21 protein-coding genes and 1 pseudogene are annotated in these 24,033 nt (G+C 63.2%); 13 read left to right on the top strand and 9 right to left on the bottom strand.

From position 1 onward, the window contains the following. Window positions 1-370 precede the first annotated feature (370 nt). Window positions 371-931 (bottom strand): annotated as a pseudogene (locus tag DDE75_RS11250) (arsenate reductase ArsC); the annotation flags it as partial. A gap of 395 nt (window positions 932-1,326) precedes the next feature. On the opposite strand from DDE75_RS11250, the gene DDE75_RS11245 reads away from it, so the two are divergent. The 4 genes from DDE75_RS11245 (at window position 1,327) to DDE75_RS11230 (ending at window position 6,087) form a co-directional block, all read left to right on the top strand. Continuing rightward, on the top strand, window positions 1,327-1,851 hold the full coding sequence (locus DDE75_RS11245; RefSeq protein WP_108502482.1) for a TetR/AcrR family transcriptional regulator: 525 nt from the start codon (window positions 1,327-1,329) through the stop codon (window positions 1,849-1,851). Then, window positions 1,848-2,981, top strand: coding sequence for an MFS transporter (locus tag DDE75_RS11240; protein ID WP_108502481.1), 1,134 nt, complete (start codon window positions 1,848-1,850; stop codon window positions 2,979-2,981). Before DDE75_RS11245 ends, DDE75_RS11240 begins: the two co-directional genes overlap by 4 nt. Window positions 2,982-3,113: 132 nt before the next feature. After that, the gene (gene map, locus DDE75_RS11235) at window positions 3,114-3,866 is read left to right on the top strand and encodes a type I methionyl aminopeptidase (RefSeq protein ID WP_108502480.1); all 753 of its coding nucleotides are present in this window, start codon (window positions 3,114-3,116) and stop codon (window positions 3,864-3,866) included. A gap of 1,246 nt (window positions 3,867-5,112) precedes the next feature. Further along, a complete protein-coding gene (locus DDE75_RS11230; RefSeq protein ID WP_108502479.1) occupies window positions 5,113-6,087 on the top strand; it encodes a Hint domain-containing protein in 975 nt (324 codons plus the stop codon). Window positions 6,088-6,330: 243 nt separating this feature from the next. Here DDE75_RS11230 and DDE75_RS11225 read toward each other — a convergent pair whose 3' ends face one another. Together DDE75_RS11225 and DDE75_RS11220 are read right to left on the bottom strand one after the other, a co-directional pair. After that, window positions 6,331-6,546: a hypothetical protein gene (locus DDE75_RS11225; RefSeq protein WP_108502478.1), complete on the bottom strand. Its 216-nt coding sequence runs from the start codon at window positions 6,544-6,546 to the stop codon at window positions 6,331-6,333. 18 nt (window positions 6,547-6,564) lie between these two features. Continuing rightward, the gene (locus DDE75_RS11220) at window positions 6,565-7,044 is read right to left on the bottom strand and encodes a BLUF domain-containing protein (RefSeq protein WP_108502477.1); all 480 of its coding nucleotides are present in this window, start codon (window positions 7,042-7,044) and stop codon (window positions 6,565-6,567) included. A gap of 340 nt (window positions 7,045-7,384) precedes the next feature. Here DDE75_RS11220 and DDE75_RS11215 point away from each other — a divergent pair, with 340 nt between their 5' ends. The 9 genes from DDE75_RS11215 to DDE75_RS11175 all read left to right on the top strand — a co-directional run bounded on the left by DDE75_RS11215 (window position 7,385) and on the right by DDE75_RS11175 (window position 19,194). Next, window positions 7,385-9,130 (top strand): sigma-54-dependent Fis family transcriptional regulator, encoded by a 1,746-nt coding sequence (locus tag DDE75_RS11215; RefSeq protein ID WP_108502476.1) that lies wholly within the window; start codon window positions 7,385-7,387, stop codon window positions 9,128-9,130. Window positions 9,131-9,270: 140 nt separating this feature from the next. Then, entirely contained in the window at window positions 9,271-11,070 is a 1,800-nt protein-coding gene (locus tag DDE75_RS11210) for an NAD(P)/FAD-dependent oxidoreductase (protein WP_108502475.1), read from the top strand. Window positions 11,071-11,131: 61 nt separating this feature from the next. Beyond that, window positions 11,132-12,184 carry a 2,3-butanediol dehydrogenase gene (locus DDE75_RS11205; RefSeq protein ID WP_108502474.1) on the top strand — a complete coding sequence of 351 codons (1,053 nt, stop codon included), beginning with the start codon at window positions 11,132-11,134 and terminating at the stop codon, window positions 12,182-12,184. Between the two features lie 260 nt (window positions 12,185-12,444). After that, window positions 12,445-13,299: a universal stress protein gene (locus tag DDE75_RS11200; protein WP_162799002.1), complete on the top strand. Its 855-nt coding sequence runs from the start codon at window positions 12,445-12,447 to the stop codon at window positions 13,297-13,299. A gap of 204 nt (window positions 13,300-13,503) precedes the next feature. Beyond that, the gene (locus tag DDE75_RS11195; RefSeq protein ID WP_108502694.1) at window positions 13,504-14,580 is read left to right on the top strand and encodes an MlaE family ABC transporter permease; all 1,077 of its coding nucleotides are present in this window, start codon (window positions 13,504-13,506) and stop codon (window positions 14,578-14,580) included. After that, window positions 14,577-15,350, top strand: coding sequence for an ABC transporter ATP-binding protein (locus DDE75_RS11190; protein ID WP_108502472.1), 774 nt, complete (start codon window positions 14,577-14,579; stop codon window positions 15,348-15,350). The genes DDE75_RS11195 and DDE75_RS11190 overlap by 4 nt, the downstream gene beginning before the upstream one ends. Window positions 15,351-15,354: 4 nt before the next feature. After that, on the top strand, window positions 15,355-16,578 hold the full coding sequence (locus DDE75_RS11185; protein WP_108502471.1) for an MlaD family protein: 1,224 nt from the start codon (window positions 15,355-15,357) through the stop codon (window positions 16,576-16,578). Window positions 16,579-16,586: 8 nt separating this feature from the next. Next, window positions 16,587-17,216 (top strand): ABC-type transport auxiliary lipoprotein family protein, encoded by a 630-nt coding sequence (locus tag DDE75_RS11180; protein ID WP_108502693.1) that lies wholly within the window; start codon window positions 16,587-16,589, stop codon window positions 17,214-17,216. Window positions 17,217-17,358: 142 nt separating this feature from the next. After that, window positions 17,359-19,194, top strand: coding sequence for a heavy metal translocating P-type ATPase (locus DDE75_RS11175; RefSeq protein ID WP_108502692.1), 1,836 nt, complete (start codon window positions 17,359-17,361; stop codon window positions 19,192-19,194). A 225-nt stretch (window positions 19,195-19,419) separates the two neighbouring features. Here DDE75_RS11175 and DDE75_RS11170 read toward each other — a convergent pair whose 3' ends face one another. The 6 genes from DDE75_RS11170 to DDE75_RS11145 all read right to left on the bottom strand — a co-directional run bounded on the left by DDE75_RS11170 (window position 19,420) and on the right by DDE75_RS11145 (window position 23,757). Next, window positions 19,420-19,626, bottom strand: coding sequence for a hypothetical protein (locus DDE75_RS11170; RefSeq protein ID WP_245894710.1), 207 nt, complete (start codon window positions 19,624-19,626; stop codon window positions 19,420-19,422). A 10-nt stretch (window positions 19,627-19,636) separates the two neighbouring features. Beyond that, a complete protein-coding gene (locus DDE75_RS11165; protein ID WP_108502691.1) occupies window positions 19,637-20,494 on the bottom strand; it encodes an SDR family oxidoreductase in 858 nt (285 codons plus the stop codon). Between the two features lie 111 nt (window positions 20,495-20,605). Further along, the gene (locus tag DDE75_RS11160; RefSeq protein ID WP_108502469.1) at window positions 20,606-21,349 is read right to left on the bottom strand and encodes a DUF2243 domain-containing protein; all 744 of its coding nucleotides are present in this window, start codon (window positions 21,347-21,349) and stop codon (window positions 20,606-20,608) included. 877 nt (window positions 21,350-22,226) lie between these two features. Next, window positions 22,227-22,676, bottom strand: coding sequence for a DUF892 family protein (locus tag DDE75_RS11155; RefSeq protein WP_108502468.1), 450 nt, complete (start codon window positions 22,674-22,676; stop codon window positions 22,227-22,229). A gap of 34 nt (window positions 22,677-22,710) precedes the next feature. Beyond that, on the bottom strand, window positions 22,711-22,911 hold the full coding sequence (locus DDE75_RS11150) for a hypothetical protein (RefSeq protein WP_108502467.1): 201 nt from the start codon (window positions 22,909-22,911) through the stop codon (window positions 22,711-22,713). A gap of 21 nt (window positions 22,912-22,932) precedes the next feature. Continuing rightward, window positions 22,933-23,757 carry a manganese catalase family protein gene (locus tag DDE75_RS11145; RefSeq protein ID WP_108502466.1) on the bottom strand — a complete coding sequence of 275 codons (825 nt, stop codon included), beginning with the start codon at window positions 23,755-23,757 and terminating at the stop codon, window positions 22,933-22,935. Between the last annotated feature and the right edge of the window lie 276 nt (window positions 23,758-24,033).

The following is a 24,033-nucleotide window of genomic DNA, read 5'->3' as shown; positions in this document are numbered from 1 at the left end:
CTTTTTCACGAACCGTGGCCGGTGGAAAGGCGCGGTTTGCATTTCCAGCGGGAAGTTGCCTCTTTTTGATGCTTTGGCGGCAAGGCAGATGGGCCGCACTCGCCGACGCGGCCTCAGTTCGTGCGCTTTGCAGCCGATGGCTTGGGGCAGGGGCAGGGCGGCCCATCCATTCTGCTGGATCGCTGGCCCACCGGCCCATCCCAAAAACACCGCGCGACGTTTACGGCATGCCCGGCAGCTCGCGGCTTTCGTGCCGAACAAACCGCATCAGGCGGGCAGGGCGACGGCGTTGCGGGCGGCGGCCCCAGCCTGCGAGATGATCAAGGCGATCGTCGGCAAAGGGGTTTCGGCGCGGGCATGCCCGCAGCGATCATGCCCCCGTGCGGGGATCGGTGCGTCCGATGTCGTCCACGGCCTCTTGCAACGCGATGCGATCGAGGCTCTGGATCGGCAAGGCGACGAATGCCTCGATGCGGTTCTTCAGCGCGCCATATGCCTGCTGGAAGGCAAGCGCCTTTTCGGCATTGGTACCCTCGACCTTGACCGGATCGGTCATGCCCCAGTGACCGCTGACGGGCTGCCCCTCCCACGCCGGACATTCCTCGTTCGCGGCCTGATTGCAAACCGTGAAGACAAAGTCGAAGTGCGGGGCGTCGGGCCGCGAGAACTCGGAGACATCCTTCGAACGCAGCAGTGACGTGTCATGGCCCTTGTCGTGCAGAACCTTGACGGCAAAGGGGTTCAGCTGGCTGCCGGGACGGGTGCCTGCGGAATATGCGACAAAGCGATCGCCTGCCGCCTTCCGCAGGATCGACTCGGCGAAGATGGATCGCGCGGAATTGCCCACGCAGATGAACAGGACGTTGTATTTGCGGTCGGACATGGGGGCGGTTCCTGTATTGACGGACATGCAGATGACGGGACGGCCACGGCTGAACGGACATCCGATCAGCCGTGGCCAGCGGGATCGGGCCGAGGGGCGACATGCCAGGCGGCGGGCATCCGGACCATCACCGGATGGTGCCGCACGGGTCCGGCAGTCTGGAAATTGTGTTTCCATGATGCATGAATTAATGAAATATAACCCGCCTGCCAAGTGAAGGTTTTGTAACGCTTTGCCTTCCCCGAAGCGGGAACAGCCAAACCACTGTACGCTCGATGGTCACCGGCCGGTCCCGGCATGGCGGCAAGTGACCGGGGGCCGCCAAGATGTCGCCCGATCAGGCCTGCCCCGACCCGGGGCAGGGCACATGAAGGCCGCGGCCCACTTGTAAAGTAAAGCAATCGTTTTACATTGGTCCCGATGAACACCAGCAGGAGGTTCCCGTGGACAGGATCAGCAAACTGACCGCCACCGCCGAGCAGCTTTTCGATCGGCACGGCTATATGGCCACCGGCATTGACCGGCTGACCGAGGCTGCGGGAATGTCCAGCCGGACGCTTTACAAGCATGCCGGCAGCAAGGCCGCGCTGATGGCGCGCGTGCTGACCGAAAGGGATCGACGCTTCATGGCCCGGCTTGACGTGCAGACCGTCGACGCCCTCTTTGCCGCACTCGAGGATTGGGTGCGGGTCGAAGGGTGCAGGGGCTGCCTGTTCCTACGGTCCCGCGCGGAAACGGGCGGCGACACGCCAGAGATTGCCGATGCCGTCGCCGCGCATAAGGATGCCTTCCACCGGCGGATTGCCGAAGTCGTCGCCAAGGATCTTGGGCAGGATGACCCTGCACTTGCCGAACAGATGCTGATCCTTTTCGAGGGCGCGACCCACGCCGCCGTCTATCGCGGCCAGCAGGCCGTCGCGGCGGCCCGTGCGGTGGCTGCTATCCTGCTGGAAAGCGCCCGCGGATGAGCCCGACCCTTCGCATCGGCGCGACCGGCTTCGCCCTCATCGCGGTCTGCTACGGTTTCGCCCGCTTCGCATTCGGCCTCTTCCTGCCGCAGATCGACAGCGAACTTGGCATCGGCACATCCCTTGGTGGCGTGATCTCGGGCGGATCCTTCGCCAGCTACTGCATCGCCATCGTCGCCTCGGCCATTCTGACCGAGCGCTTCGGCGCACGCGCAGTCGCGGTCTGCGCGGCCCTTGTCGCGGCGGTCGGCATGGCGGGCATCGCGCTGGCGCCATCGCCCCTGATCCTTGCCGTGGCCGTGATGATTTCGGGGTCCAGCACAGGCCTCGCTTCGCCGCCATTGGCCGCCGCGGTGGCAGCAGAGGTCGGCAAGTGTCGCCGGAACCTGACGAACACGGTGATCAATGCCGGCGTCAGCGCGGGGGTGGCGCTGTCGGGACCGATTGCCCTTGCCATGACCGTGCAATGGCGGCTGGCCTTCGGCGCCTTTGCCGTCATGGCACTGGCCCTGGCCATCCTGGCCGCAATCGCGCTGCCCAAAGCCTCGGGCAGTCGTGGCGCGGGGGGCCTGCCGCCGATGACGAGAAAGGTTCTGCGCCTGATATGCGCATCCTTCCTGATGGGGGCCGCAAGCACGGCGCTCTGGTCCTTCGGCGGCCAGATCGTGGCCCAGATCTTGGACTGGGGAACGACCGGCACCGGCCTTCTGTGGGCCTGCATCGGAATAGGGGGGCTTCTGGGCGGCTTCGCGGGCACGCTTGTAGGACAATTCGGGCTTGATCGCGTCCACCGGGCCTTTCTGGGCCTGATGGCGGTCAGCATCCTGGCGGTCGGCCTTGGTCTGGGGCCCGTTCCCACGCTTGTCGGTGGTGCCATCTTCGGCGCGGCCTATGTGATGCTGACGGGGGTCTACCTTGTCTGGGGCATCCATGCCTTACCCGACCGACCTGCGACCGGGCTGATGACAGGCTTTCTGACGATCGCCGTGGGTCAGACCGTCGGCGCCCCGCTTTTCGGGTTTCTGATGGCGGGGCAGGGTGTCTCCTTTGCCGTCACATGTTTCGCCGCCATCGCCCTGATTGCCGGAGCTGTCCGCGCGGAACCCAGGATCGATACCGCCCTGGCATAGCGTCACGGTGAAGAAAGGCCGCATGGCGGACGTCGGCGTTGCCCGATGCCGCCGCGCCGACCAAAGGGCGGGACAGAACGGCTTGTCGATGCTAAAACCTTGCCAGGCCTCCAAGGGACGGGTGGAACGCAGATGACGATCACGCAGCAAGATGAACTGGATGGCCTGAAGACGATCGGCAGGATCGTCGCGAACACCATGCAGTCGATGGCGGCCGCCATGGAGCCCGGCATGACCACGCGCGAACTTGATGCCATCGGGCAGGAACTGCTGGAACGCGAAGGCGCGCTTTCGGCCCCCCGGACCACCTATGGTTTCCCCGGCACGACCTGCATCAGCGTCAACGAGGAGATCGCACACGGCATCCCCGGTCAGCGTCGACTGGCTGAAGGGGATCTGGTCAACATCGACGTTTCGGCGTCATTCGACGGTTACTTCGCCGATACCGGAGCAAGCTTCTGCCTCGGGTCGGTCCAGCCGCAGATCGACCGGCTCTGCCGGGACGGAAAGCGCGCCATGCGGATCGGTATCGCGCAGGTGGGGCATGGCAAGCCGCTGGCCGGGATCGGCAATGCCATCGGCGCCTTCGCGTCCAAGCGCGGCTATACGCTGATCCGCAACCTGGCAAGCCATGGCGTGGGCCAGGCCCTGCACGAAGACCCCGAAGAGGTTCCGACATGGCCCACCAAGGGCGACAGACGCCGTATGCACGATGGCCTTGTGCTGACGGTCGAGCCGTTCCTGTCGCGCGGCGGCCGATGGGCAAGGTCGGGTGCCGGCGACGAGTGGACCCTCTATAGCCAGCCCGCCGCGCCGGTCGTGCAATACGAGCACACCGTGGTGACCACCCGCAGCGGCCCCATCATCGTGACGCTGCCCGGTTGACACTCGACAGGCTACTTCGGTGTCGACGCCGTTGTTGCGATTGCCAAGGCACCGGGGCTGATTTCGTTGTCAGCGTTTGGTGGAAGATGTTCACCGCACATCCTCACGTTGCGGTCCGAGGTGACGGCCAAGTTCAGCCCTCCCTGCGCCATGACCTGTGTTTCCCTGCCGGAACCCGCACACATCGCATCACCCCTGTTGATACGAAGTCGAGCCGTGCAACTGGGATAAGCGATCAGACAATATTGCCCGCTCGCAGAGTTCCCGGCTCGTTGGCGCGGACCTAACGTCGCAGTATAGAATAAACATGATTATGCAACTATCAATACTGCACTTTCCGGACTTTTATGGGAATGTTGCGAATGCACGCGCGTGGCTTCACCGTCGAACTGACGTGCCTCTGTCTGCCCAAATCCTGCATCAGGGCCACCGGATAACCCTCGCTTGCCTTCAGGCCGGACGACTTTCGATCCAAAGCGCAATGCCATGGCTCACCTACCAAAATCAGCTATTGGCTTCGTTTCACTACGTGCATGGATGCGCCCCGGCATGGACACCGCAATAGTCAGGGCCCGGCGGCGATCTCATCCGGACGTGGGTGGTTGCACGACTGGCGGTATCATTTTCTATCGCGAAAAGGGCGAATATGCTGATCCACAGGCATTTCCCAACGCTTTACAGCGGTGCGGGTCCGAGCATGACGTTTACGCCGGAAGGCGCAGGCATTCGTACCCTGCCTTTCATGACACCCGTTCCATACGCACATTGACCGGCCTATGGCGCGATCACCAGCATTATCCAATGCGGCAGGTTTAAAATCGTCGCAGGTCGCTACGATGCGCCGAACAGGCAAATACGGAACGATTCGGCGGTAAGCCTGTGAACGGGGTGCCGGTTCTTGGGGCCGGACAGGCCCGCAGTGCCCTTGCATCGACGGATAGCGAATGGCAGTACAGCCGATGTTCGACGACGGCCCCTTTGCGCCACATATCGTACATCAAACCAGAACAGCACGGAAATTCAAAGGGACGGCGACTGCGGTTCGGCGACTTCGGCCCCCTCGCATGGCGACAATGGTCAGGCACCCGCTTTCCATCTGAATGAATACTGCGACGTGGCGTTAGAACTATCTGATATGACAGACGGGTATGCTGAAGGATAACTTATATCAAATCAGCTTATAACATATTCTCTCATGAAAGCGCCGCGATGCGAATGCATCAGTTGCGACATGTGAGGTGAAAGAATGCCGACTTCCTACACTGATCAGTTCTATGAAATCGATCCCTTCGCGCCGCCGCCGCCGGGGACGACCCTGAATACGTTCAATTTCGACTTGATCGATCAGAACGATGACGGAACGATCGGCAGCGGCCAAGGCGATACGGTCAACGGGATATTGGTCACAGCGTCCTTTCCCGGCGATACCGTGACCGTCAACATTCCCGGATCCGGAGATGTGACCGTCGTCGGCAGTACATTCTACCTTGATAACGGGCAAATATTCTTTACCCCCACGGATGGAAAGATCCTGCAATCAGGCTCATTCGTTTCCTCGACCGCCGTAAGCGGGAATACCCCGACGCCGGTCGTGGCACTAAGTCCGCCTTGCTTCGCTGCGGGAACCATGATCCGGACGGATGGCGGTGAGAAAGCCGTGGAGGACCTGACGCCCTTTGATATCGTCATGAGCCATGACGATCGGAAGCTTTCGCCCAGGTTGATCCTGACAAGGACGGTCACCGAACGTGAGATGGCCAACAATCCCAAGCTGCGGCCCGTCAGGATCATGGCCGGGGCGATGGGAAACGGCTTGCCCGAACGTGATCTGCTGGTCTCGCGTCAACACCGCGTATTGCTGAAGTCGAAGATTGCAAGGCGCATGTTCGGCCAGGAAGAGGTTCTGATACCCGCGGTCAAACTGACCGCACTGCCGGGGATCTTCATCGACGATACGGTGCCAAGCGTCGATTACTATCACATCCTGTTCGACAGGCATGAGGTCATCGTTTCGGAAGGTGCACCGACGGAAAGCCTGTTCACGGGACCCGAGGCCTTGAAGGCGATCACCGCCGAAGCGCGCGAGGAAATCATCTCCCTGTTCCCCGAGGTGCAGGACATCGATTACCAACCCGAACCGGCATTCTATATTCCTGCCAATCGCGACCAGAAAAAACTCGTCGCGCGGCACATGAAGAACGAAATGGCGTTCCTGGGATAGGGCGGCCATATCCAGACAATCGGCCAGACCGGCCCAAGGGTTCGGGGGGTGCATCCCGGCAACCTTTGGGCCCGTCCGCCATGCCGCGAAGGCGGATGACGGCATCAGACCATCATTTCATGCGATATGCCGTTGCGCCAATGCCAATGGGCAGGATGGCGGGCCGGTCACGACATGCTGTGGCAGGCATCCGCGCGGGTCGGGCCATGCCCGCGGACGGAAGGCATCGTCGATCCAGGCCAGCTATGGCCGTGCGTCCAGATCCTGGCGGATCTTCGCCTTGCCATAGCCGATCAGCAGCATGACACCGTCGAAGTGATCTTCGCCGCAGTTCGGGCAGATCCACTCCTCATCCAATGTTGATCCGCAAACAAGGCACGGTCCATCATCCAGGTCGAAATCCAGCGGGAATGGCGCTGGAAGGCGGGTGTCGCGATATGGAAGCTTGTCATCGGGCATCTGTGATGTTTGCCGGGCCTATTGCTGATGGTCAATCGCAGTCGCCGTATCCGACCCTGCGTCACGAAGGTGACGATACAAGGCAGGTCTTTCGCGGATCTCGTTCCGCAGGGCCTGATCGTGAAAAAAGGCGACCATCTGCGCAGGATCGGTGACCTTCAAAGAAGAACCGTTGCGGATGGCCCATTCAAGAAGATCGCCCTCATTGGAGGTGGAATAGCCCATCGACCAGTCGGCGAATTGCCGATGGGTGGTGATCTGTCTTCCCAGAAGGCTGAAGTCCGCATGGCGCGGATCACGCTGCAGCCTGATCAGAAGCGCTTCGACGGCCGCGACAGGTCCTTCGATCCATTGATAATAGACATCTTCCTCTCGGTGCAGATGCCCGGTGATCTTCGCCGCGCGATTGAGGGTCCGAACCGTGTTCAGCATGGACCGTTCGGCACGGCTTTCGCGACCCAGGATGGCGTGACTGCGGTACAAGATCGACATCAACATGGTTGACAATTCCCCAAGATATCCGCCGCGCCCGGGATCAGATAGCCCTCTGTTTATACACGATACGGTGCCGATATGAACAAGTTTTAGACATCATTGACGGTTTTACAGCATGTGCAATCACCGGCTATTCGACGCCGTGATCGCCGGTTCGCGCGCTCGGTGGAATTGGCCCCCTCGAACCATGTGCCGCACGCACCCCTTACTGCGCGGATATCGCCGGAACGGCGTCACAGGCGTCAATACGATCCCGCGACGGGATCGAACCGAAAACCAAGGCCAAAGTCTGTCTGGTGACGGCACGACCCTGTGCTACGGTTTTCACCCAAGGGGGGTGCATATGGTCAGGGATGCTCGGCACATAGAGGAGATCGGACGGGTCCTCGAGGGTGACCATACGGACCGTGACAGCTTCATCTCGGCATCGTGGCGGCGATGCGTCGAGGTTTACGGCATGGACCCGATGCGCAATGATCCTGCCCATATCGTGACCGAGACCGAGCTGCGCGACCATCGCAAGCAGGCCGAATGGCTGATCGCCGCGGCGCGTTCGGGTCTGCAATCCCTGTTCCGGCAGGTTGCGGGACAGAATTACGTGCTGCTTCTGACCGATGCCAAAGGGGTCTGCGTCGATTTCTTCGGGGACGATCTTTTCACGGACGACCTGCGTCGGTCCGGCCTCTATCTTGGATCGAACTGGTCCGAGAGTCTTGCCGGCACCTGCGGGGTCGGTGCCTGCATCGTGACGCAGGCGCCTGTCACCGTCCATCAGGACGATCACTTCGGCAATGCCCATACCGCCCTGTCCTGCACGGCGGCGCCGATCTTCGACAGCCTTGGACAGTTGGCGGCGGTCCTTGATATCTCCCTGTTGCGTTCGCCCGCACCCAAGACCAGCCAGAAGCTGGCGATGACCCTTGTCACCGCCGCCGCCCGCCGCGTCGAGATGGCCAACCTGATGGCCGAGAGCCCGCGGGATTGGGTCCTGCGCCTGTCCTCCAGCCCCGAATTTCTGGACGTCGACCCCGAGGCCGCCGTCCGGCTGGACGGGTCGGGCCGTGTGCTGGGTTATACCCGCGCGGCCCGGCACTTGTTTCCGAAGGACAGCGTGATCCTTGGCAGCCGGATCGATCAAGTGTTGGACATCAGCATCGATGATCTGCCCGACCTGATGCGCGATCGTCCGACCGAGGAACGCGTCATCCAGATGCGCGACGGCGGCGGCCTGTTCGGTCACGCCATCGCCCCCAAGGCCCCCCGCACCCCCTTGCGGAACAACAGGCGGGACGGTGCTTTGGCCGGACTGACCGGGGGCGATCCTGCAATGGCGCAACTGCTATCCCAGGCTGAACGACTGGCCCCGGGCCGGGTGCCCCTGCTGATCGCCGGAGAGACGGGCACCGGCAAGACGCGGCTGGCACGGGCAATTCACATGACCAGCAAATCGCAGGGGTTCATCTCGCTTGTCTGCGCCGGTCTGGAACCTCGGGCCTTGGCCGAGGCCTGCAGGAACGTCGTCGGGCCGACCACCCTGCACCTGCGCCGGATCGAGGATCTGCAACCGGACACGGCCGCCGCCCTTGGTGGGCTTCTGGACAAGACGCCCGATCTGCGCACCATTGCGACGACCTGCGTCGATCCCGCGAACCTTGGACTGCCGCGTCCGGTCTTCCACCGGCTTGCGGGCTGCACCCTGTCGATGCCGCCGCTGCGGATGCGCCGTGATCTCGATTGGCTGATCTCGCGCCATCTGGGCCGCCATGCGGCGGGCGCGATGCGGCTGTCGCCCTCGGCGCGGGCCGAGTTGATGGGGCGGCGGTGGCCCGGCAACATCCGCGAACTGGAGCAGGTTCTGGATGTCGCGGTCGCCTTCTGCATCGGGCCGGTCATCGACCTGCCCGATCTGCCCGACAACGGCCCCGCTTTGCAGAACGGCGTTTCCCCGCACGAGGATGCCTCGGACGGTCTGGAAGATATCCTCGAGGCCTGCGGATGGAACATGGCCTGCGCCGCGCGTCGCCTTGGGGTGAACCGGTCCACCATCCTGCGACGGATCCGCAAGGCGGGATTGCGCGCCCCCGGCTGAGCGGTTGCGCGAATGTTGCGCACGCAACATGCCGCAGCGCAGCGGTCTGTTTTTCCCGATCATTCGGCGCGGCGATGTGGATCGCCGCCCCTTTGCATGGCGATACTTCCCCTCAAGCTGCGCACGGAGGAGGAGTTGCAATGCTTGATTCAACGACGACCACACAGACACAAGATATGCTCGACCACCTGAACGCCGCATTGGAGGGCGGCGACATCGACCGGGTGGCCGCACTTTTTGCGACCGACAGCTATTGGCGCGATCTGGTGGCGGTCAGCTGGAACCTGAAGACCGTCGAAGGCCCCGCAGGCGTGACCGACATGCTGCAGAACCAGCTGGATCACACCCGCCCGGGAAGTTTCGCGATCCAATCGGGCGAGATGCCCGTGGACGAAGACGGCGTCATCACCGCCTGGATCACCTTCGAAACCAGGGCGGGCCGTGGCTGGGGCCTGATGCGGATCCGCGACGGCAAGATCTGGACCTTGCTGACCGCGCTGCAGGAACTGAAGGGCTTCGAGGAGAACCGCGGCACCAGGCGCCCCATGGGCGCCGAACACGGCGCCGCGAAGAACCGCAAGTCCTGGAAGGAACGCCGGCAGGCCGAGGAGGCCGATCTGGGCTATGGCACGCAGCCCTATGTGCTTGTGATCGGCGGCGGACAGGGCGGCATCGCACTTGGCGCGCGACTTCGCCAGCTGAACGTGCCCACCATCGTTCTGGACAAGCACGACCGCCCCGGCGATCAGTGGCGCAGCCGCTACAAGTCGCTCTGTTTGCATGATCCGGTCTGGTACGACCACCTGCCCTATCTGAAGTTCCCGGACAACTGGCCGGTCTTCACGCCCAAGGACAAGGTGGGCGACTGGCTGGAGATGTATACCAAGGTCATGGAGATCAACTACTGGACGCGGTCCGAGGTGACAAAAGCCACCTATGACGAGGCGGCCGGCAAGTGGACGGTTCAGGTCGACCGCGACGGCCAGACCGTCACCCTGCAACCGACGCAGCTGGTCCTGGCCACCGGCATGTCGGGCAAGCCTTTCATGCCGCAATTTCCCGGCATGGACGGCTTCAAGGGGGTGATCCAGCATTCCTCGCGGCACGAAGGCCCCGATGACTGGGCCGGCAAGAAGGTCGTGGTGATCGGATCGAACAATTCGGCTCATGACATCTGTGCCGCGCTTTGGGAAGGCGATGCCGATGTGACGATGGTCCAGCGGTCCTCGACCCATATCGTGCGATCGGATTCGCTGATGGAGATCGGGCTTGGCGCCCTTTATTCCGAGGAAGCGCTGGCCAATGGCGTCACGACGGAAAAGGCGGACATGATCTTCGCCTCTCTGCCCTACAAGATCATGCATGAATTCCAGATCCCGCTTTACGACAAGATGCGCGAACGCGACGCCGATTTCTATGCAGGTCTGGAAAAGGCCGGTTTCGACCTGGACTGGGGGGACGACGGGTCTGGCCTGTTCATGAAGTATCTGCGCCGGGGGTCCGGTTACTACATCGACGTGGGGGCCAGCCAGCTGATCATCGACGGCAAGGTGAAACTGGCCAAGGGACAGGTGGATCATTTCGAGGACGATGCCGTGGTCCTGTCGGACGGCACGCGCCTTCCCGCCGATCTGGTCGTCTTCGCGACGGGTTACGGATCGATGAATGGCTGGGCCGCCGATCTGATCAGCCAGGAGGTCGCCGACAAGGTCGGCAAGGTCTGGGGCCTCGGGTCCGACACGACGAAGGACCCCGGCCCGTGGGAGGGCGAGCAGCGCAACATGTGGAAGCCGACCCAGCAGGACCAGCTTTGGTTCCACGGTGGCAACCTGCACCAGTCGCGCCACTACTCGCTCTATCTGGCGTTGCAGCTGAAGGCCCGGATGGAGGGGTTGGAGACGCCGGTCTACGGCCTGCAGGACGTCCATCATACCGCATGATCGCATCCCGCGGGCCGTCGGACCCGCGGGACCCTTTCACCCAAGGAACAAGAGATTGACAATGAAAGCAGCACGTTGGCATGGCGTGAAGGACATCCGCGTCGAGGACACTGAGACACCCGCCCCCGGTCCGGGCGAGGTCGCGATCAAGGTCGCATGGGCGGGCATCTGCGGCAGTGATCTGCACGAATACCTGGCCGGACCGATCTTCGTCCCCGTGGATCAGGAACACCCCCTCAGCCACGACAAGGCACCCATCACGATGGGGCATGAATACTGCGGCACCATCGCCTCGCTTGGCGGAGGGGTCACGGGACTAGCCATCGGCGATCGCGTGACGGTCGAGCCGATCTTCGCCTGCGGGCAATGCCCTGCCTGCCGGGAAGGGAAATACAACCTTTGCGACAGCCTCGGGTTCGTCGGTCTGTCGGGTGGCCACGGCGGTTTCGCCGAGGTTTCGGTGGTCCCTGCGCGGATGGTCCACAAGATGCCCGACGCCCTGTCCATGGAACAGGGCGCGCTGGTCGAACCTGCCGCCGTGGCATTGCACGCGGTGCGCATGTCCAGGATCAAGGCGGGCGACACCGCGGCCGTCTTCGGCGCCGGACCCATCGGCCTGCTGGTGGTCGAGGCCCTGCGCGTGGCCGGTGCGGCCCAGATCCATGTAGTCGAACCCTCGCCCGAGCGTCGTCGCAAGGCGTTGGAGCTGGGCGCGACCACGGCCATCGATCCGACGACGGACGATCCCGTCGCAAGGATCCGCGAGGCGACGGGCGGCGCGCATGTCGCCTTCGAGGTCACAGGCGTGCCCCGCGTCCTGCCACAGTGCATCGACAGCACAAGACACGAGGGGCAGACGCTGATCGTCTCGATCTGGGAAGGTGATGCCGCCTTCCATCCCAACACCGTCGTCCTGAAGGAACGTCAGCTTCTGGGGACCATCGCCTATCGGAATGTCTATCCCGCCGTCATGGCACTGATGGCACAGGGCTATTTCAGCGCCGACAAGCTGGTAACCAAACGCATCCCGATCGCAGAGATCGTCGATCAGGGTTTCGAGGCATTGGTCGCTGAAAAATCCCAGGTGAAGATCCTGGTCAATCCATCCGACTGACCGGACGATCAGCCAAACCGGACGCCCTAGGATCATGCGATTCAGCTTGTCACCAACCGTGACCGGCAATCTTGGGCAACCGATGCAACTTTCATGGGTCATCGGGTCTGTCCCCACAGGCCCGTTGACGCATGAAGGAAAACCGCGAACAGCCCGCCAAGGGATGCGGCGCGCCAATCGTCGTTTCCGTTGATGCAGATCAATATGCGGAAATGCCCATACGCTATGCTGGTCGGGCAAGTTGGTGAAGGATGACCCCGATGAAGAATGCAACCGTTCTGGTGGTGCTGGGACGCACCGCCAAGCCTGCCGATCTGGAACCGCTGACGCAGGCCGCGCGCGATCGGAACCTGCATCTGTTCGTCCTGATCCTCGGCGTGATGCCGCAGATCCCGATCTATACCTATGGCATTGGCGAGGGGGGAACCTATTCCCTGCCCGACGGCTGGCAGACCGAGGTCCACGAGGCCAGCATCGCCCTGTTCAAGCTGCGCGATCAGGTCTCGGCCTATCTGACAGAGCAAGGCACCAGCGCCGAGGTCCGCGTCGCCAGCGGTCAGCCTGCGATCCTGCCGGCGGCCGTGTCGCGCGCCGCGCTGACCTGCGACCTGACCGTCATCGGCAATGACCTGCGCCATGATGCCTCCGTCTTCGACGACGTAGTCCGCGCCGCCCTGTTCCGGTCGGCAGGCGGGGTGATGCTGAACGCGATGGCTTCGGCCAAAGCGCTGCAGCCCGCATCGGTCTTTCTGGCCTGGAAGGCGGGCATACCCTCGGCCCGCGCGGTGCATGCCGCCATGCCGTTCATGCGCGATGCCGGCGATGTCACCGTGGCGCTGTTCGATCCGGTGATGACCTCTGCCCGTGACGGGGAAAACCCGGGCTCGGACGTGGCCGCATGGCTGACACATCAGGGGTGCAAGGTCGCCGTCCAGCAATATCCAAGCGGTGGCGAAGAGATCGCCAAGGCCATCATGCAGCGCTTCAAGGAAACCGGCGGCGACCTGATCGTCATGGGCGCCTATGACCATTCCCGCCTGCGCGAGGTGGTCTTCGGCGGAACGACCCGCACGATGATCGAGCAGAGCGACTGCCCGGTTCTTCTGTGCCATTGATGCGGGTCCGTCGCGGTCCCGGCCACCGATGCCCCGCCTGTTGGCAGCCACGGCTGACGCTTGCGCGCCGCGCGGGTCGGCGCAAGGTCCGGCATGGATGACGATCGGTTCCCCGTCCGGTGGCCGGGGTCCGGGCCCGACGGATATGGTAAGGGCGACCAGCATGATTGCCGCCCCGCCACCTTTCGACGCAGGGTGCGCGTGATGCGACCCACTCAGCATCTGGGCGTCGAGGCGGGGGATGATCGCGTCATCCTGTCGGGCGATCTGGTCGTCTGGACGCTGCACAGGCTGAACGCAAAGGACGATGCCCGGATCGACCTTTCGGCCCTTGTCCGGCTTGACACCGCGGGTGCCTGGGAATTGGCGCGGCGCCGCGCGGCAGGTGCCGATCTGACCGGGCTGTCGGCCCGACACGCGGACCTTCTGGCCGCGGTGACGGCGGCCCTGCCCCGGGCCGAGGCACCGAAACCCGCCGTTCCGACATGGCGGCGCGTGCTTCAGGCGACAGGGCGGCTGGTGACGGGTGCTGGCCTCTATCTGCTGCAACTGGCCGAATACCTGGGCCGGATGCTGGCCGCATTGGCCCGCACGATACGGCATCCGACGCGGTTTCCGCTGACGGCGCTGGTCCATCATGCGCAGGAAACCGGACTGCGCGCGGTGCCCATCGTTGCGGTGATGTCCTTCCTGATCGGGGTGGTGCTGGCCTTTCAGGGGTCCGAACAATTGCGCCAGTTCGGGGCCGAGGTCTTCGTCGTCGACCTGATCGCCATCTCGATCCTGCGAGAGTTGGGCATCCTGCTGACCGCGATCGTGGTGGCGGGGCGCACGGCATCGGCGCTGACGGCCTCGATCGGCTCGATGAAGATGCGGCAGGAGATCGACGCGATGCGCACCCTGGGGTTGGACCCCGACCGGGTGCTGATCCTGCCGCGTATTCTGGCGCTGGTCGTCATGCTGCCGATCCTGGGGTTGATCTCGGCGGTGGCCGGGCTGCTGGGCGGCGCGGTGATGTCATGGGTCGAGCTGGGCATATCGCCCGCCGTGTTCCTGGCACGGCTGGCCGATATCAGCGTGACCCATGCGGTCGTGGGCCTTGGCAAGGCGCCGATCTTTGCGCTGATCATCGGGGTGATCGGCTGTCACGCGGGAATGCAGGTCGGCAAGGACGCGGAGTCACTGGGGCGGATGACCTCCTCGGCGGTGGTCAGCGCGATCTTCGCGGTGATCATTGCCGATGCGGCGTTCTCGATCTTCTTTGCGCAGGTGGGGTTATGAATGATGCCGTGGAAACCGTCGTCCGGGTGCGGGGCCTGCGCACGCAGTTCGGCACCCACGTCGTCCACGACGGGCTGGACCTCGACCTGAACCGGGGCGAGATCCTGGGCGTCGTCGGGGGTTCGGGCACCGGCAAATCCGTCCTGCTGCGGGCCATCGTCGGATTGGATGCGGTCCGCGCCGGAACAATCGACGTGCTGGGCAACCGCATCGGCACGCTATCCGGACCCGACCGCCGCGCATTGGAACAGCGGTGGGGCGTCATGTTCCAGGACGGCGCGCTGTTTTCATCCCTGACGGTGCGAGAGAACGTCGAGGTCCCCCTGCGCGCCGTTCCGGGCTTGACCGATGCGCAGCGCCGCGGTCTGGCGGAACTGAAGATCGGCATGGCAGGGCTGCCGTGGAAGGCCAATGACGACATGCCCGCCGATCTGTCGGGCGGCATGCGCAAGCGCGCGGGCCTTGCGCGTGCCCTGGCCCTGGACCCCGAAATCCTGTTTCTGGACGAACCCACCGCCGGTCTGGACCCTATCGGCGCTGCGGCATTCGACCGGCTGATCGTCACACTTCGCGATGCGCTGAACCTGTCGGTGTTCCTTGTCACCCATGATCTGGACACGCTGCATGCCTGCTGCGACCGGGTCGCGGTCCTGGCCGAACGCCGCGTGCTGACCACCGGCACGATGGCGCAGATGCTGGATGTCGATCATCCTTGGGTTCACGAATATTTCCACGGGCCGCGTGCGCGTGCCGTCACGGCCAAGGATTAGACGCATGGAAACCAAGGCCAACTATGCGCTGATCGGCGCCTTCACCATCGCCGGGTTCCTGGGGATCCTGGGGTTCGTGCTGTGGTTCGCGCAGCTGCAGCTGGACAGGCAGTTCGCCTATTACGACGTCTATTTCCCCGAGGTGTCGGGCCTTGGTCCCGCATCCGAGGTTCGCTTTGCCGGTCTGCCGGTCGGGCGGGTGGTGGACATGCGCCTGGCCCCGGGAAACCCCCTGCCCGTGCGTGTCCGCATCGAGGTCGCGCTGGATACCCCGATCCGCAGCGACAGCACCGCCGCACTGGAGGTGCAGGGCGTCACCGGCGTCGCTCTGGTCGCGATCACGGCGGGATCGGCGCGCGCGCCCTTGCTGCACGACATGGACACCCCGGAGGTTCCCGTCATCGCCTCCAGCAGGTCGGCCCTGCAGACTTTGACGGATGAGGGACCGCAGATCATCGCCCGCCTCGGGCTGGCGGTCGAACAGCTGAACCAGATCCTGGGGCCGCGGAACCAGGGGCGGGTCGCCGCGATCCTGGACAATGTCGAACGCTCCAGCGGCAATCTGGACCGGACCCTGGCCGATGTGGCGGCGGCAACGGATGCGATTTCCAAGGCCGCGACCGGGATCGCCGCCTTCGGGGACCGAATGGACGGCCTGAGCGACAGCGCGGCGTTCACGCTGGACCGCTTGTCCGACGCGGCGGGGCAGGCAGAAACGACGCTGGACCGGGTGGACGCCTATGTCCAGCGCGACCTGGCCCTTCTGACGCAAGATCTGCAACGCAGCGCGGCCAGCCTTGCCGATCTGGCGGACAGGGGGCAATCCAGCCTGGACGATCTGGACAAGACGCTGGCCGCCGGCACCGGGGCCTTCGAAAGTGCGCGGCGGACATTGGGCGATCTGGCGCCCCTTGCCGACGATCTGCGCATCACCCTGGGCGCGGTCGCCGACGCGATGGCCACCCTGCCCGAGGATCTGCCCCGGATCAGTGCCGGATTGCGTGCGGCATCCGACAACGCGGCATCGGCCTTCGCCTCGCTTCGCGACGTGCTGGACGGGACGCGCGGACCGGTCCAGAGTTTCGCAGGCGACACCCTGCCACAGATCACCCGCCTGTCGCAGGACATGCGCGCGCTGGTCCTGAACATGGATCAGCTTGTCTCGACCCTGCGCCGCAATCCGGCGCAATTGCTGTCCGGCCCCCGCACGCCCGAGTTTCGCAGATGAGGTTCCCCATGCGCCTGCCCACCGCCCTTCTGATCGCCGCCACGGCCACCCTGCCCGGTTGCGGCGCGCTGTCCGCGCTGCAGGGCGAACCGGACCGCGACCTGTTCGAGCTGCGCGCGCCAGCGGCCCTGACCTGCCCCCGGTCGCGCGTGGGCGAACTGGTGATCGAACCACCCAAGACGCGCGGCACGCTGGACAGCAACCGCATCATGATCCGACCCTCGGCGCTGCAGACGCAGTATCTGCCCGATGCGGAATGGGGGGACACGGTGCCCGCGATGTTGCAGCGCCTGCTGGTCGAAAGCCTCGGTGCGACCGGCAGCTTCGATCATGTCGGTCGCGCGCCCCTTGGCCTGTCGGGCGACGTCGCCATGATCACCGAGATCCGCGACTTCAATGTCGCGCTGACCCCCGAAGGCACGCTGGTCCGTCTGAGCGTCGATGCGCATCTGGTCGAAGAAATGGAGGCGAGGGTCGTCGCCCGTGGCCGCTTTGCCACGACGGTTCCCGTGAAAAGCACCCGCACCGCACATCTGATCCCGGCCTTCGATACCGCCGCTCGGCAGTTGATCGGCCAGATGACCGATTGGGCGCTGAATGCGACCGGCGTGAACCCTGACCACTGCCGCAGACCGTGAACTGCGCCGCCGCCCAAAGCACGCGGCCCGGCCTGTGCCCCGTTGACCTGCATCAATGACGGGCCCGATCCGCCATGGGATGCTGAATGGCGTCTGAAACGACAGCCGCCTTGACAGAGGATCGCCACGCAAGATGCCGATCATGGCCCGCGACCGTCTAAAGATCGGCCTGCTGGCCATTGCCGGATCGGGTCTGGCAGCGGGGTTTGCCCTTTGGTCGGCGGATCAGGACGCTCTGGCCAAGCTGGCTTGGTCGATGGGCGTCATCCCCGTTCTGGCCGGCCTTATTGCCGAGATCATCAGCAGCCTCGCCCGAAGAGAGGTCGGCCTCGACATCGTCGCCGCGCTCTCCATGTCGGCGGCGTTGATCTTCGGTGAAGCCCTGGCAGCTGCCGTCGTCGCGCTCATGTATGCGGGCGGGACGTTTCTGGAAAGCTTTGCCCAAGGCCGCGCCCGGCGCGAGATGTCGGACCTGTTGTCGCGCGTGGCCCGAACCGCCACCCTGCAGCGCGACGGTGGGCTGCTAACGGTCCCGCTTGACGATATCGTCCCCGGCGACCTGCTGATGATCCGCCGGGGCGAGGTCGCGCCCGTGGACGGAACGCTTGGCTCGGATCAGGCCGTGCTGGATCAATCCGCCCTGACCGGAGAGTCGCTGCCCGTCCGCCTGACCCGCGGTGCCACCGTGCTGAGCGGCGCGACCAATGCGGGCGATGCCTTCGATCTGTGCGCGACCCATCGCGCGGCCGACAGCACCTATGCCGGGATCGTGCGGCTGGTCCGGGCAGCGCAGGCGTCGCGGGCGCCGATGACGCGCATGGCCGACCGGTTCTCACTGGTCTTTCTGGTCGTGACGGTGGTTCTGGCAAGCGCCGCCTGGTGGCTGACCGGCGATCCGATCCGCGCGGTGGCCGTGCTGGTCGTGGCGACGCCCTGCCCCTTGATCCTGGCCGTTCCGGTGGCGCTGGTCGCAGGCATGTCCCGCGCGGCCCGGTTCGGCGTGCTGATCAAGGGTGCAAGGGCGCTTGAGGCGATGGCCCGTGTCAAGACGCTGATCGTAGACAAGACAGGCACGCTGACGGATGGGCGGCCGGTGCTCGTTTCCGTCCGTGCGGCAGACGGGTTCGATCAGGAAAGGGTGCTCATTCTTGCGGCGGCGCTGGATCAGGTGTCCCAGCATCCGGTGGCGCAGGCCGTGGTGACCGCCGCGCGAACGAAGGGGGCGGTCCTGCCAGTTCCCACGAATGTAGTCGAAACACCGGGCGCGGGCGTGACCGGCCTTGTGGATGGCCACGCGGTCGTGGTCGGCGGCACGGATTTCGTCGCGGCGCGCACCGGTGTGGCTGCCTGGGATATGGCACGGCCTGAACCCGGTGCGGTCGTGGTGGCCGTGGCGGTCGATGGGCAGGCGGCAGGCTGGCTGGTCATGGCGGACGCCCTGCGACCGGGGATCGCCGCGCTGCTGAGCGCGCTGCACCGTCACGGCATCGGACGGATCGTTCTGGCCACGGGTGACCACCGGTCGGTCGCGATGGCCGTGGCCAAGGGCCTGGCGCTGGATGCCGTCCATGCCGATCTGACACCGGCCCGAAAGGTGCAACTGATTCTGACAGAGCGCGCAAACGGACCGGTGATGATGGTGGGCGACGGCGTGAACGATGCGCCCGCCCTGGCCGCGGCGGATGTGGGCGTCGCAATGGGCGCACGCGGGGCCGCAGCCAGCGCCGAGGCCGCTGACGTTGTCCTGCTGGTGGATCGTCTAGACCGCCTTCTGCCCGGCCTTCTGGTGGCGCGCGGGGCAAAGCGCATCGCCCTGCAAAGTGTCGTGGCTGGGATCGGGCTGTCGGTCATCGGAATGGTGGCGGCAGCCTTCGGGTACCTGGCCCCGGTACAGGGCGCGGTGCTGCAAGAGGTCATCGATGTCGCCGTCATTCTGAATGCCTTGCGCGCCCTGAGGCTTGGCCCGAATGCCACCTGAGCGTTGAAAGGTTCTGAATGCTTCAGGCCGGCGCATTCACCCTGCCGATACCAAAGCCCTGCCGTGCAGGGTCGCAAGGCACCATTTGCCCCCGACATGGGGCATCGACATGCCGTGACAAGGCCAAGCCAATCCCGATCGACCATATCTCGCACGCGCTGACCCGAAGACAGGCAAGGCTGCAGATGCCGCCCGGCCTGCCATGTCGGTCCGCAGCAGAGGACCTCAATAGGTACCCGGGGGATCGCTGGCAGGGAAGGATTCATCCATCCGCTCATCCGTTTCGGTCCATTCCCTTGGCGGATCACGCATCTGGTCGGGACCCGCATCACGCACGGGGCGCCGTGCACCGACATCCCCGTGGCGGGCCGAGGATCTGATCAGCAGCGCAGCCCCGGCAAGGGCTGCGAACAAGGCAAGTGTTCTGGTCACGATGGTCTCCTCAGATGATCGGCTGTCCGCCGGTGACGGCAATGGTGGCGCCGGAAACGTAACTGGACATCGGCTCGGCCAGCATCACATAGGCCGAGGCCAGCTCGGCAGGCTGGGCCGGTCGCGCCATGGGATAGTTCTGGCCGAACTTGCTGACCTTCTCGCCCGGGAAACTGGCCGGGATCAGTGGCGTCCAGACGGGGCCGGGTGCCACGACATTCGCGCGGATGCCGCGTTCGGCCAGCATCTGCGCGATGCCTGCGGTAAAATTCTGGATCGCGCCCTTGGTCGTGGCATAGGCCAGCAGCTGGGGGTTGGGCTGATCCGAATTGACCGAGGCCGTATTGATGATGGCCGACCCCCTGCCCATATGTGCCACGGCCGCCTTGGTCAGATAGAACATCGCGTCGATGTTCGTGGCGAAGGTATGGCGCCATTCCTCGTCGCTGATATCCTCGATCTTCGCAAAGCTGCGCTGATGGGCGGCATTGTTGACCAGAATGTCGATACGGCCAAAGCGTTCGACGGTCTGTGCAACCACATCACGGCAATTCTGCGCTTGGGACAGGTCGGTCTTGATCACCAGGCATTCGCGTCCAGCCTGACGCACCAGTTCGGCCGTGTCCTGCATATCGCCGTCTTCGTTCAGACACACCAGGGCCAGGTCGGCGCCCTCGCGGGCAAAGGCGATGGCCACTGCCCGCCCGATACCGCTGTCGGCACCGGTGATCAGCGCGATGCGCCCCTCGAGGCGATTGGCGCCCTTCCATGTCTGTTCGCCATGATCAGGGACAGGGTCCATCTTGCGAAAGCTGCCGGGCAATTCTTGTTCCTGTTCGGGAAAGGGCGGATGGGGATAATCGGTCATGCGCGGTCTCCTGAACCATTCGTTTTCAGCGTTGAAGGGATCGTTGCCTACAACTTCCAAGGATGCCCGATGTTCCATGTCGTTGCGCCCGTCCGATGACGCTTTGACGGGTCATGCGCGGCTCCAACCGAAGCAGCCCGAGGGCAACCCCGCACCGGCGACCAGCAAGGCACCCTGCCCGTAAAGACGCCACCCTCCGCCGTCGGGCATGTCCACGACGGCCATCGACATGGCATCGTCCTGCCAGACGACCGAAGCCCCGACCGAGGCCAGCCTTTCGCGGATCTGCGCCTCGGACAGGGACTTACTAAAGACGACCGAGGTCAGCGTGCTGTTTGCGGGTGGTTGTGCGGCCCATGTGCCGATGCCGATGGTCAGAGCCGACAACAGGGCGACGATCCCGCCCAATGGCCGCCCCGGACCGCGCGGACCCAACGCAAGGTACAAGCCTGCCGCGGCCGGAAGGATGCCAAAGCCGATCAGCCAACCCAGATCCCATGCCAGCGGCACCGCACTGTCCACCTTGATGCGGTGGATGCCCAGAACCCAATGCGAAAGCACCGCATCGATGCTGTGCCACAGACCGAAACCAACCGGCAGCATCGCCCAGAGACGCCGTCTTGGATCCTGCCCGATCACCGCCCGATGACGCCAGACGGCCATCAGCCCGACCAGCGCCACGACATACATCGCCAAGTGGAAATAGCCGTCCCACAGGATCTGCATCCGCATGTCGTCGATGCCCGGCACCAAGCTGAGAAGATGGTGCCATTGAAGGATCTGATGCAGCAGCACACCATCGAAGAACCCGCCCAGGGCAAACCCCAGTATCACGGCCGGCAGATATGTCTTCATTCCTGAACCCTCATGCTTGGGCTGCGCTTGCCCAAAGGCCGTCGATCATTTGACCTTGGGTTGTGCGCAGGTTGACTGCGATACGTTCGGTGACGATCAGAATCTGAACGATCACGGTGTTGGTTGGGTTCGGATCGTTCTTTAGGTCGAAAGAGGGCAGACGAATCGAGCATGGACCGTGCTCTTGGACTTGATACGCGCTATGCTTGTCAGCGGATCAGGGCTTGCTTGAACGAACAAGACGATGGCAATTGGTAGCCGGGCCTAAGAGAACCGATACCGGCGAATGTTTCCACCGCGCGAGAACCATCAGCCCGAAACATGACTGCCGCGCCAGAAATGGCACCGATAGCACCGTCGTGCTGGTCATCGAAGGGGGGCATCAGCGACAGGCCGTTTTCACGATAATCACTGTCCTCAATGATGGATCTGCCTGAGGTTACTTTTTATCGTCTTGACCATACAAGCAAGGTGGCGATTTATACTCTTACCCTTCGCGCTGTCATAAAGCGATTAGGTCTTGCCGAGGCATACCCGTAAATTCTTACGCAACGCCATTATATGCTTGATCCGCCGAGCACAAATATGAAATCGAAAGTTTCCACAATCAAATATAGCAGCTCATTCGAAATTTCGAATGAGCTGATGTAAAGTAAACAGCCCCGCGAAATCAACCAAACCGCACCTTCTTTAGAATACAACCTTATTCATCAGAACCAATGAATGTTCTTCGGCACCGACTGTGCAAGATGAGATAAGAAGCTGTTTATTCTTCGCTCACATTTGATAATTATGAACGAATACCGGTCATAGTTCATCCAACCATCACGTGTCAGATAAGGAGGGGGCATCCATCAAGCATGGATGCCCCGTGTCTTCACAGCTGTCCCGATGTACCCTGCATCCATTCGCGGTGGCGCTGTTCATCGGCAAGAGCCTTGGCAAAGAATTCACGTGATGCCGGGATGGCATCCTGATGGTCGCGCGCCCTCTCGTAGGCGGTCACGGTGTCATCCTCATTGGTCTTCATCGCCTTCAGAATGGCGCCATCACCCATCAGGTTTGCCAAGGCGATCTTGCCCGTCGTCAGCATCTGCTTCATGTCGCCCTCGTTCGGCGAAGTCGCCCCGGATTGGGCCGCGATGTCCCTGAGGACGCGCAGATGCTGTTGATGGTCGTCGCGGAACTGGATGACCTGCTGCGACAGCGAGGGATCGGACAGTTTCTCGATCGTGCTGTCATAGGCTGCAATTGCATCATGTTCCAGATAGATCAAGTTGGTCACCAGATCCTTGAAGTCGCTTTCAGTTCCAACTGTGGTAGCCATGTCATGGTCCTTTTTATATCGTGCAACTGTGAAATCAGCTTAGGGCGAACCAGAGGATAGCGCCCGCGATCACCAGGATCGCGATGACCGGAAACGCCAGTGCGCTGCCGATCAATTGCCCCTGTTCTTTACCCTGCGTCCGAAGGTAGCCGTCATCGGAGGGAAGACCGCCTTCGCCCGCGGATCTGTCGGTGGCGCTATCCTTATGCGAGAAATCACTCTTATCACGCGGCATTCTTCCCTCCTGCTGATGGGATTACTGTTGTTCGACCTGCGTGCCGCTGTTCGGACGCGCCTTGCCAAGATCGGGCTTCTGTCCCAAGGGCTCGGGCTTTTCGCGGACCGAGAATTCACTGCCACCGTCCAGCGACGGACCCGAGGTCCAGCGCCCTTCGGGGGTCGGCTCGTCCAGCGAGGTGTTCAGGAAGTAATAGGAATGCTCGGTTGCTTCATGCTCCTGCGGGGTCGAGTTCGGAACCGGCAGGGCCTTTTCCCAACCGCCCAATTCCTCGATCACCGCCAGCCATTGCTGCTGGTGCATCGTGTCCCGCGCGATCAGGAAGGACAGCATGTCCTTCATCCCGGCATCATCGGTCATGTTGTACAGACGCGATGCCAGAACGCGACCGCCACTTTCCGCCGTGGCATTGGCCATCATGTCGGCGGCCAAGTTGCCGGTGGCGTAGACGTGGCTCATGTCGAAGGGAACGCCATTGGCGTTGACGGGCATCGCCGACAGGCCCGAGGACAGGATGTGGCGCGGGTTCGCACCCCCCATGATCGCATTGACGACAGGGTCCTTGGCGGCCTCTTCCTGAACCGTCAGCGGTGCCCCTTCCAGGTTCAGGGCCACGGCATGACCAAGAAATTCGATGTGCGACAATTCCTCGGTTGCGGTCATCATCAGCATGTCGCGGTACTTGCTGTCACCACGGGCGCCCATGGCCTGGAAGAAATACTGCATTGCAACACGGATTTCACCTTCGACTCCGCCGATGGCCTGCTGCAGGAACTTGGCGAACTGAGGGTCCGGGCGATCCACGCGCACCTGATACTGAAGCTTGCTCGAATGATGGAACATGGTTCATTTCCTGATTTTGATAATAGCACCTGGCATTATCTTGCTGCCATGGCCCATTAACTTTCATCTTGGCCGCCATGTTCCCAGGGCAAACATAGATCAACCAAATCGGCGCAAGACTGCCGGAATTGCTAATATGTTCGTCAGCTGAAACAGTCATGCGGCCGGCCGCGCGTGTCATCGAGGTCCAATTACGTTCACAATAATGGTTTTCATTTTGCAGGGCTTATAGATCGCGTGATAAGTGCACTGATGAGCGGGTGACCGATAATATCA

The organism is Paracoccus indicus, from assembly GCF_003056335.1.
Lineage (GTDB): Bacteria > Pseudomonadota > Alphaproteobacteria > Rhodobacterales > Rhodobacteraceae > Paracoccus > Paracoccus indicus.
This window is presented reverse-complemented; position numbering and strand designations above follow the sequence as displayed.

Coding starts and splice junctions, on each gene's coding strand:
- DDE75_RS11240 (WP_108502481.1), top strand. CDS start 1,848: ATGAGCCCGACCCTTCGCATCGGCGCGACCGGCTTCGCCCTCATCGCG.
- map (WP_108502480.1), top strand. CDS start 3,114: ATGACGATCACGCAGCAAGATGAACTGGATGGCCTGAAGACGATCGGC.
- DDE75_RS11230 (WP_108502479.1), top strand. CDS start 5,113: ATGCCGACTTCCTACACTGATCAGTTCTATGAAATCGATCCCTTCGCG.
- DDE75_RS11225 (WP_108502478.1), bottom strand. CDS start 6,546: ATGCCCGATGACAAGCTTCCATATCGCGACACCCGCCTTCCAGCGCCA.
- DDE75_RS11220 (WP_108502477.1), bottom strand. CDS start 7,044: ATGTTGATGTCGATCTTGTACCGCAGTCACGCCATCCTGGGTCGCGAA.
- DDE75_RS11215 (WP_108502476.1), top strand. CDS start 7,385: ATGGTCAGGGATGCTCGGCACATAGAGGAGATCGGACGGGTCCTCGAG.
- DDE75_RS11210 (WP_108502475.1), top strand. CDS start 9,271: ATGCTTGATTCAACGACGACCACACAGACACAAGATATGCTCGACCAC.
- DDE75_RS11205 (WP_108502474.1), top strand. CDS start 11,132: ATGAAAGCAGCACGTTGGCATGGCGTGAAGGACATCCGCGTCGAGGAC.
- DDE75_RS11200 (WP_162799002.1), top strand. CDS start 12,445: ATGAAGAATGCAACCGTTCTGGTGGTGCTGGGACGCACCGCCAAGCCT.
- DDE75_RS11195 (WP_108502694.1), top strand. CDS start 13,504: ATGCGACCCACTCAGCATCTGGGCGTCGAGGCGGGGGATGATCGCGTC.
- DDE75_RS11190 (WP_108502472.1), top strand. CDS start 14,577: ATGAATGATGCCGTGGAAACCGTCGTCCGGGTGCGGGGCCTGCGCACG.
- DDE75_RS11185 (WP_108502471.1), top strand. CDS start 15,355: ATGGAAACCAAGGCCAACTATGCGCTGATCGGCGCCTTCACCATCGCC.
- DDE75_RS11180 (WP_108502693.1), top strand. CDS start 16,587: ATGCGCCTGCCCACCGCCCTTCTGATCGCCGCCACGGCCACCCTGCCC.
- DDE75_RS11175 (WP_108502692.1), top strand. CDS start 17,359: ATGGCCCGCGACCGTCTAAAGATCGGCCTGCTGGCCATTGCCGGATCG.
- DDE75_RS11165 (WP_108502691.1), bottom strand. CDS start 20,494: ATGACCGATTATCCCCATCCGCCCTTTCCCGAACAGGAACAAGAATTG.
- DDE75_RS11160 (WP_108502469.1), bottom strand. CDS start 21,349: ATGAAGACATATCTGCCGGCCGTGATACTGGGGTTTGCCCTGGGCGGG.
- DDE75_RS11155 (WP_108502468.1), bottom strand. CDS start 22,676: ATGGCTACCACAGTTGGAACTGAAAGCGACTTCAAGGATCTGGTGACC.
- DDE75_RS11150 (WP_108502467.1), bottom strand. CDS start 22,911: ATGCCGCGTGATAAGAGTGATTTCTCGCATAAGGATAGCGCCACCGAC.
- DDE75_RS11145 (WP_108502466.1), bottom strand. CDS start 23,757: ATGTTCCATCATTCGAGCAAGCTTCAGTATCAGGTGCGCGTGGATCGC.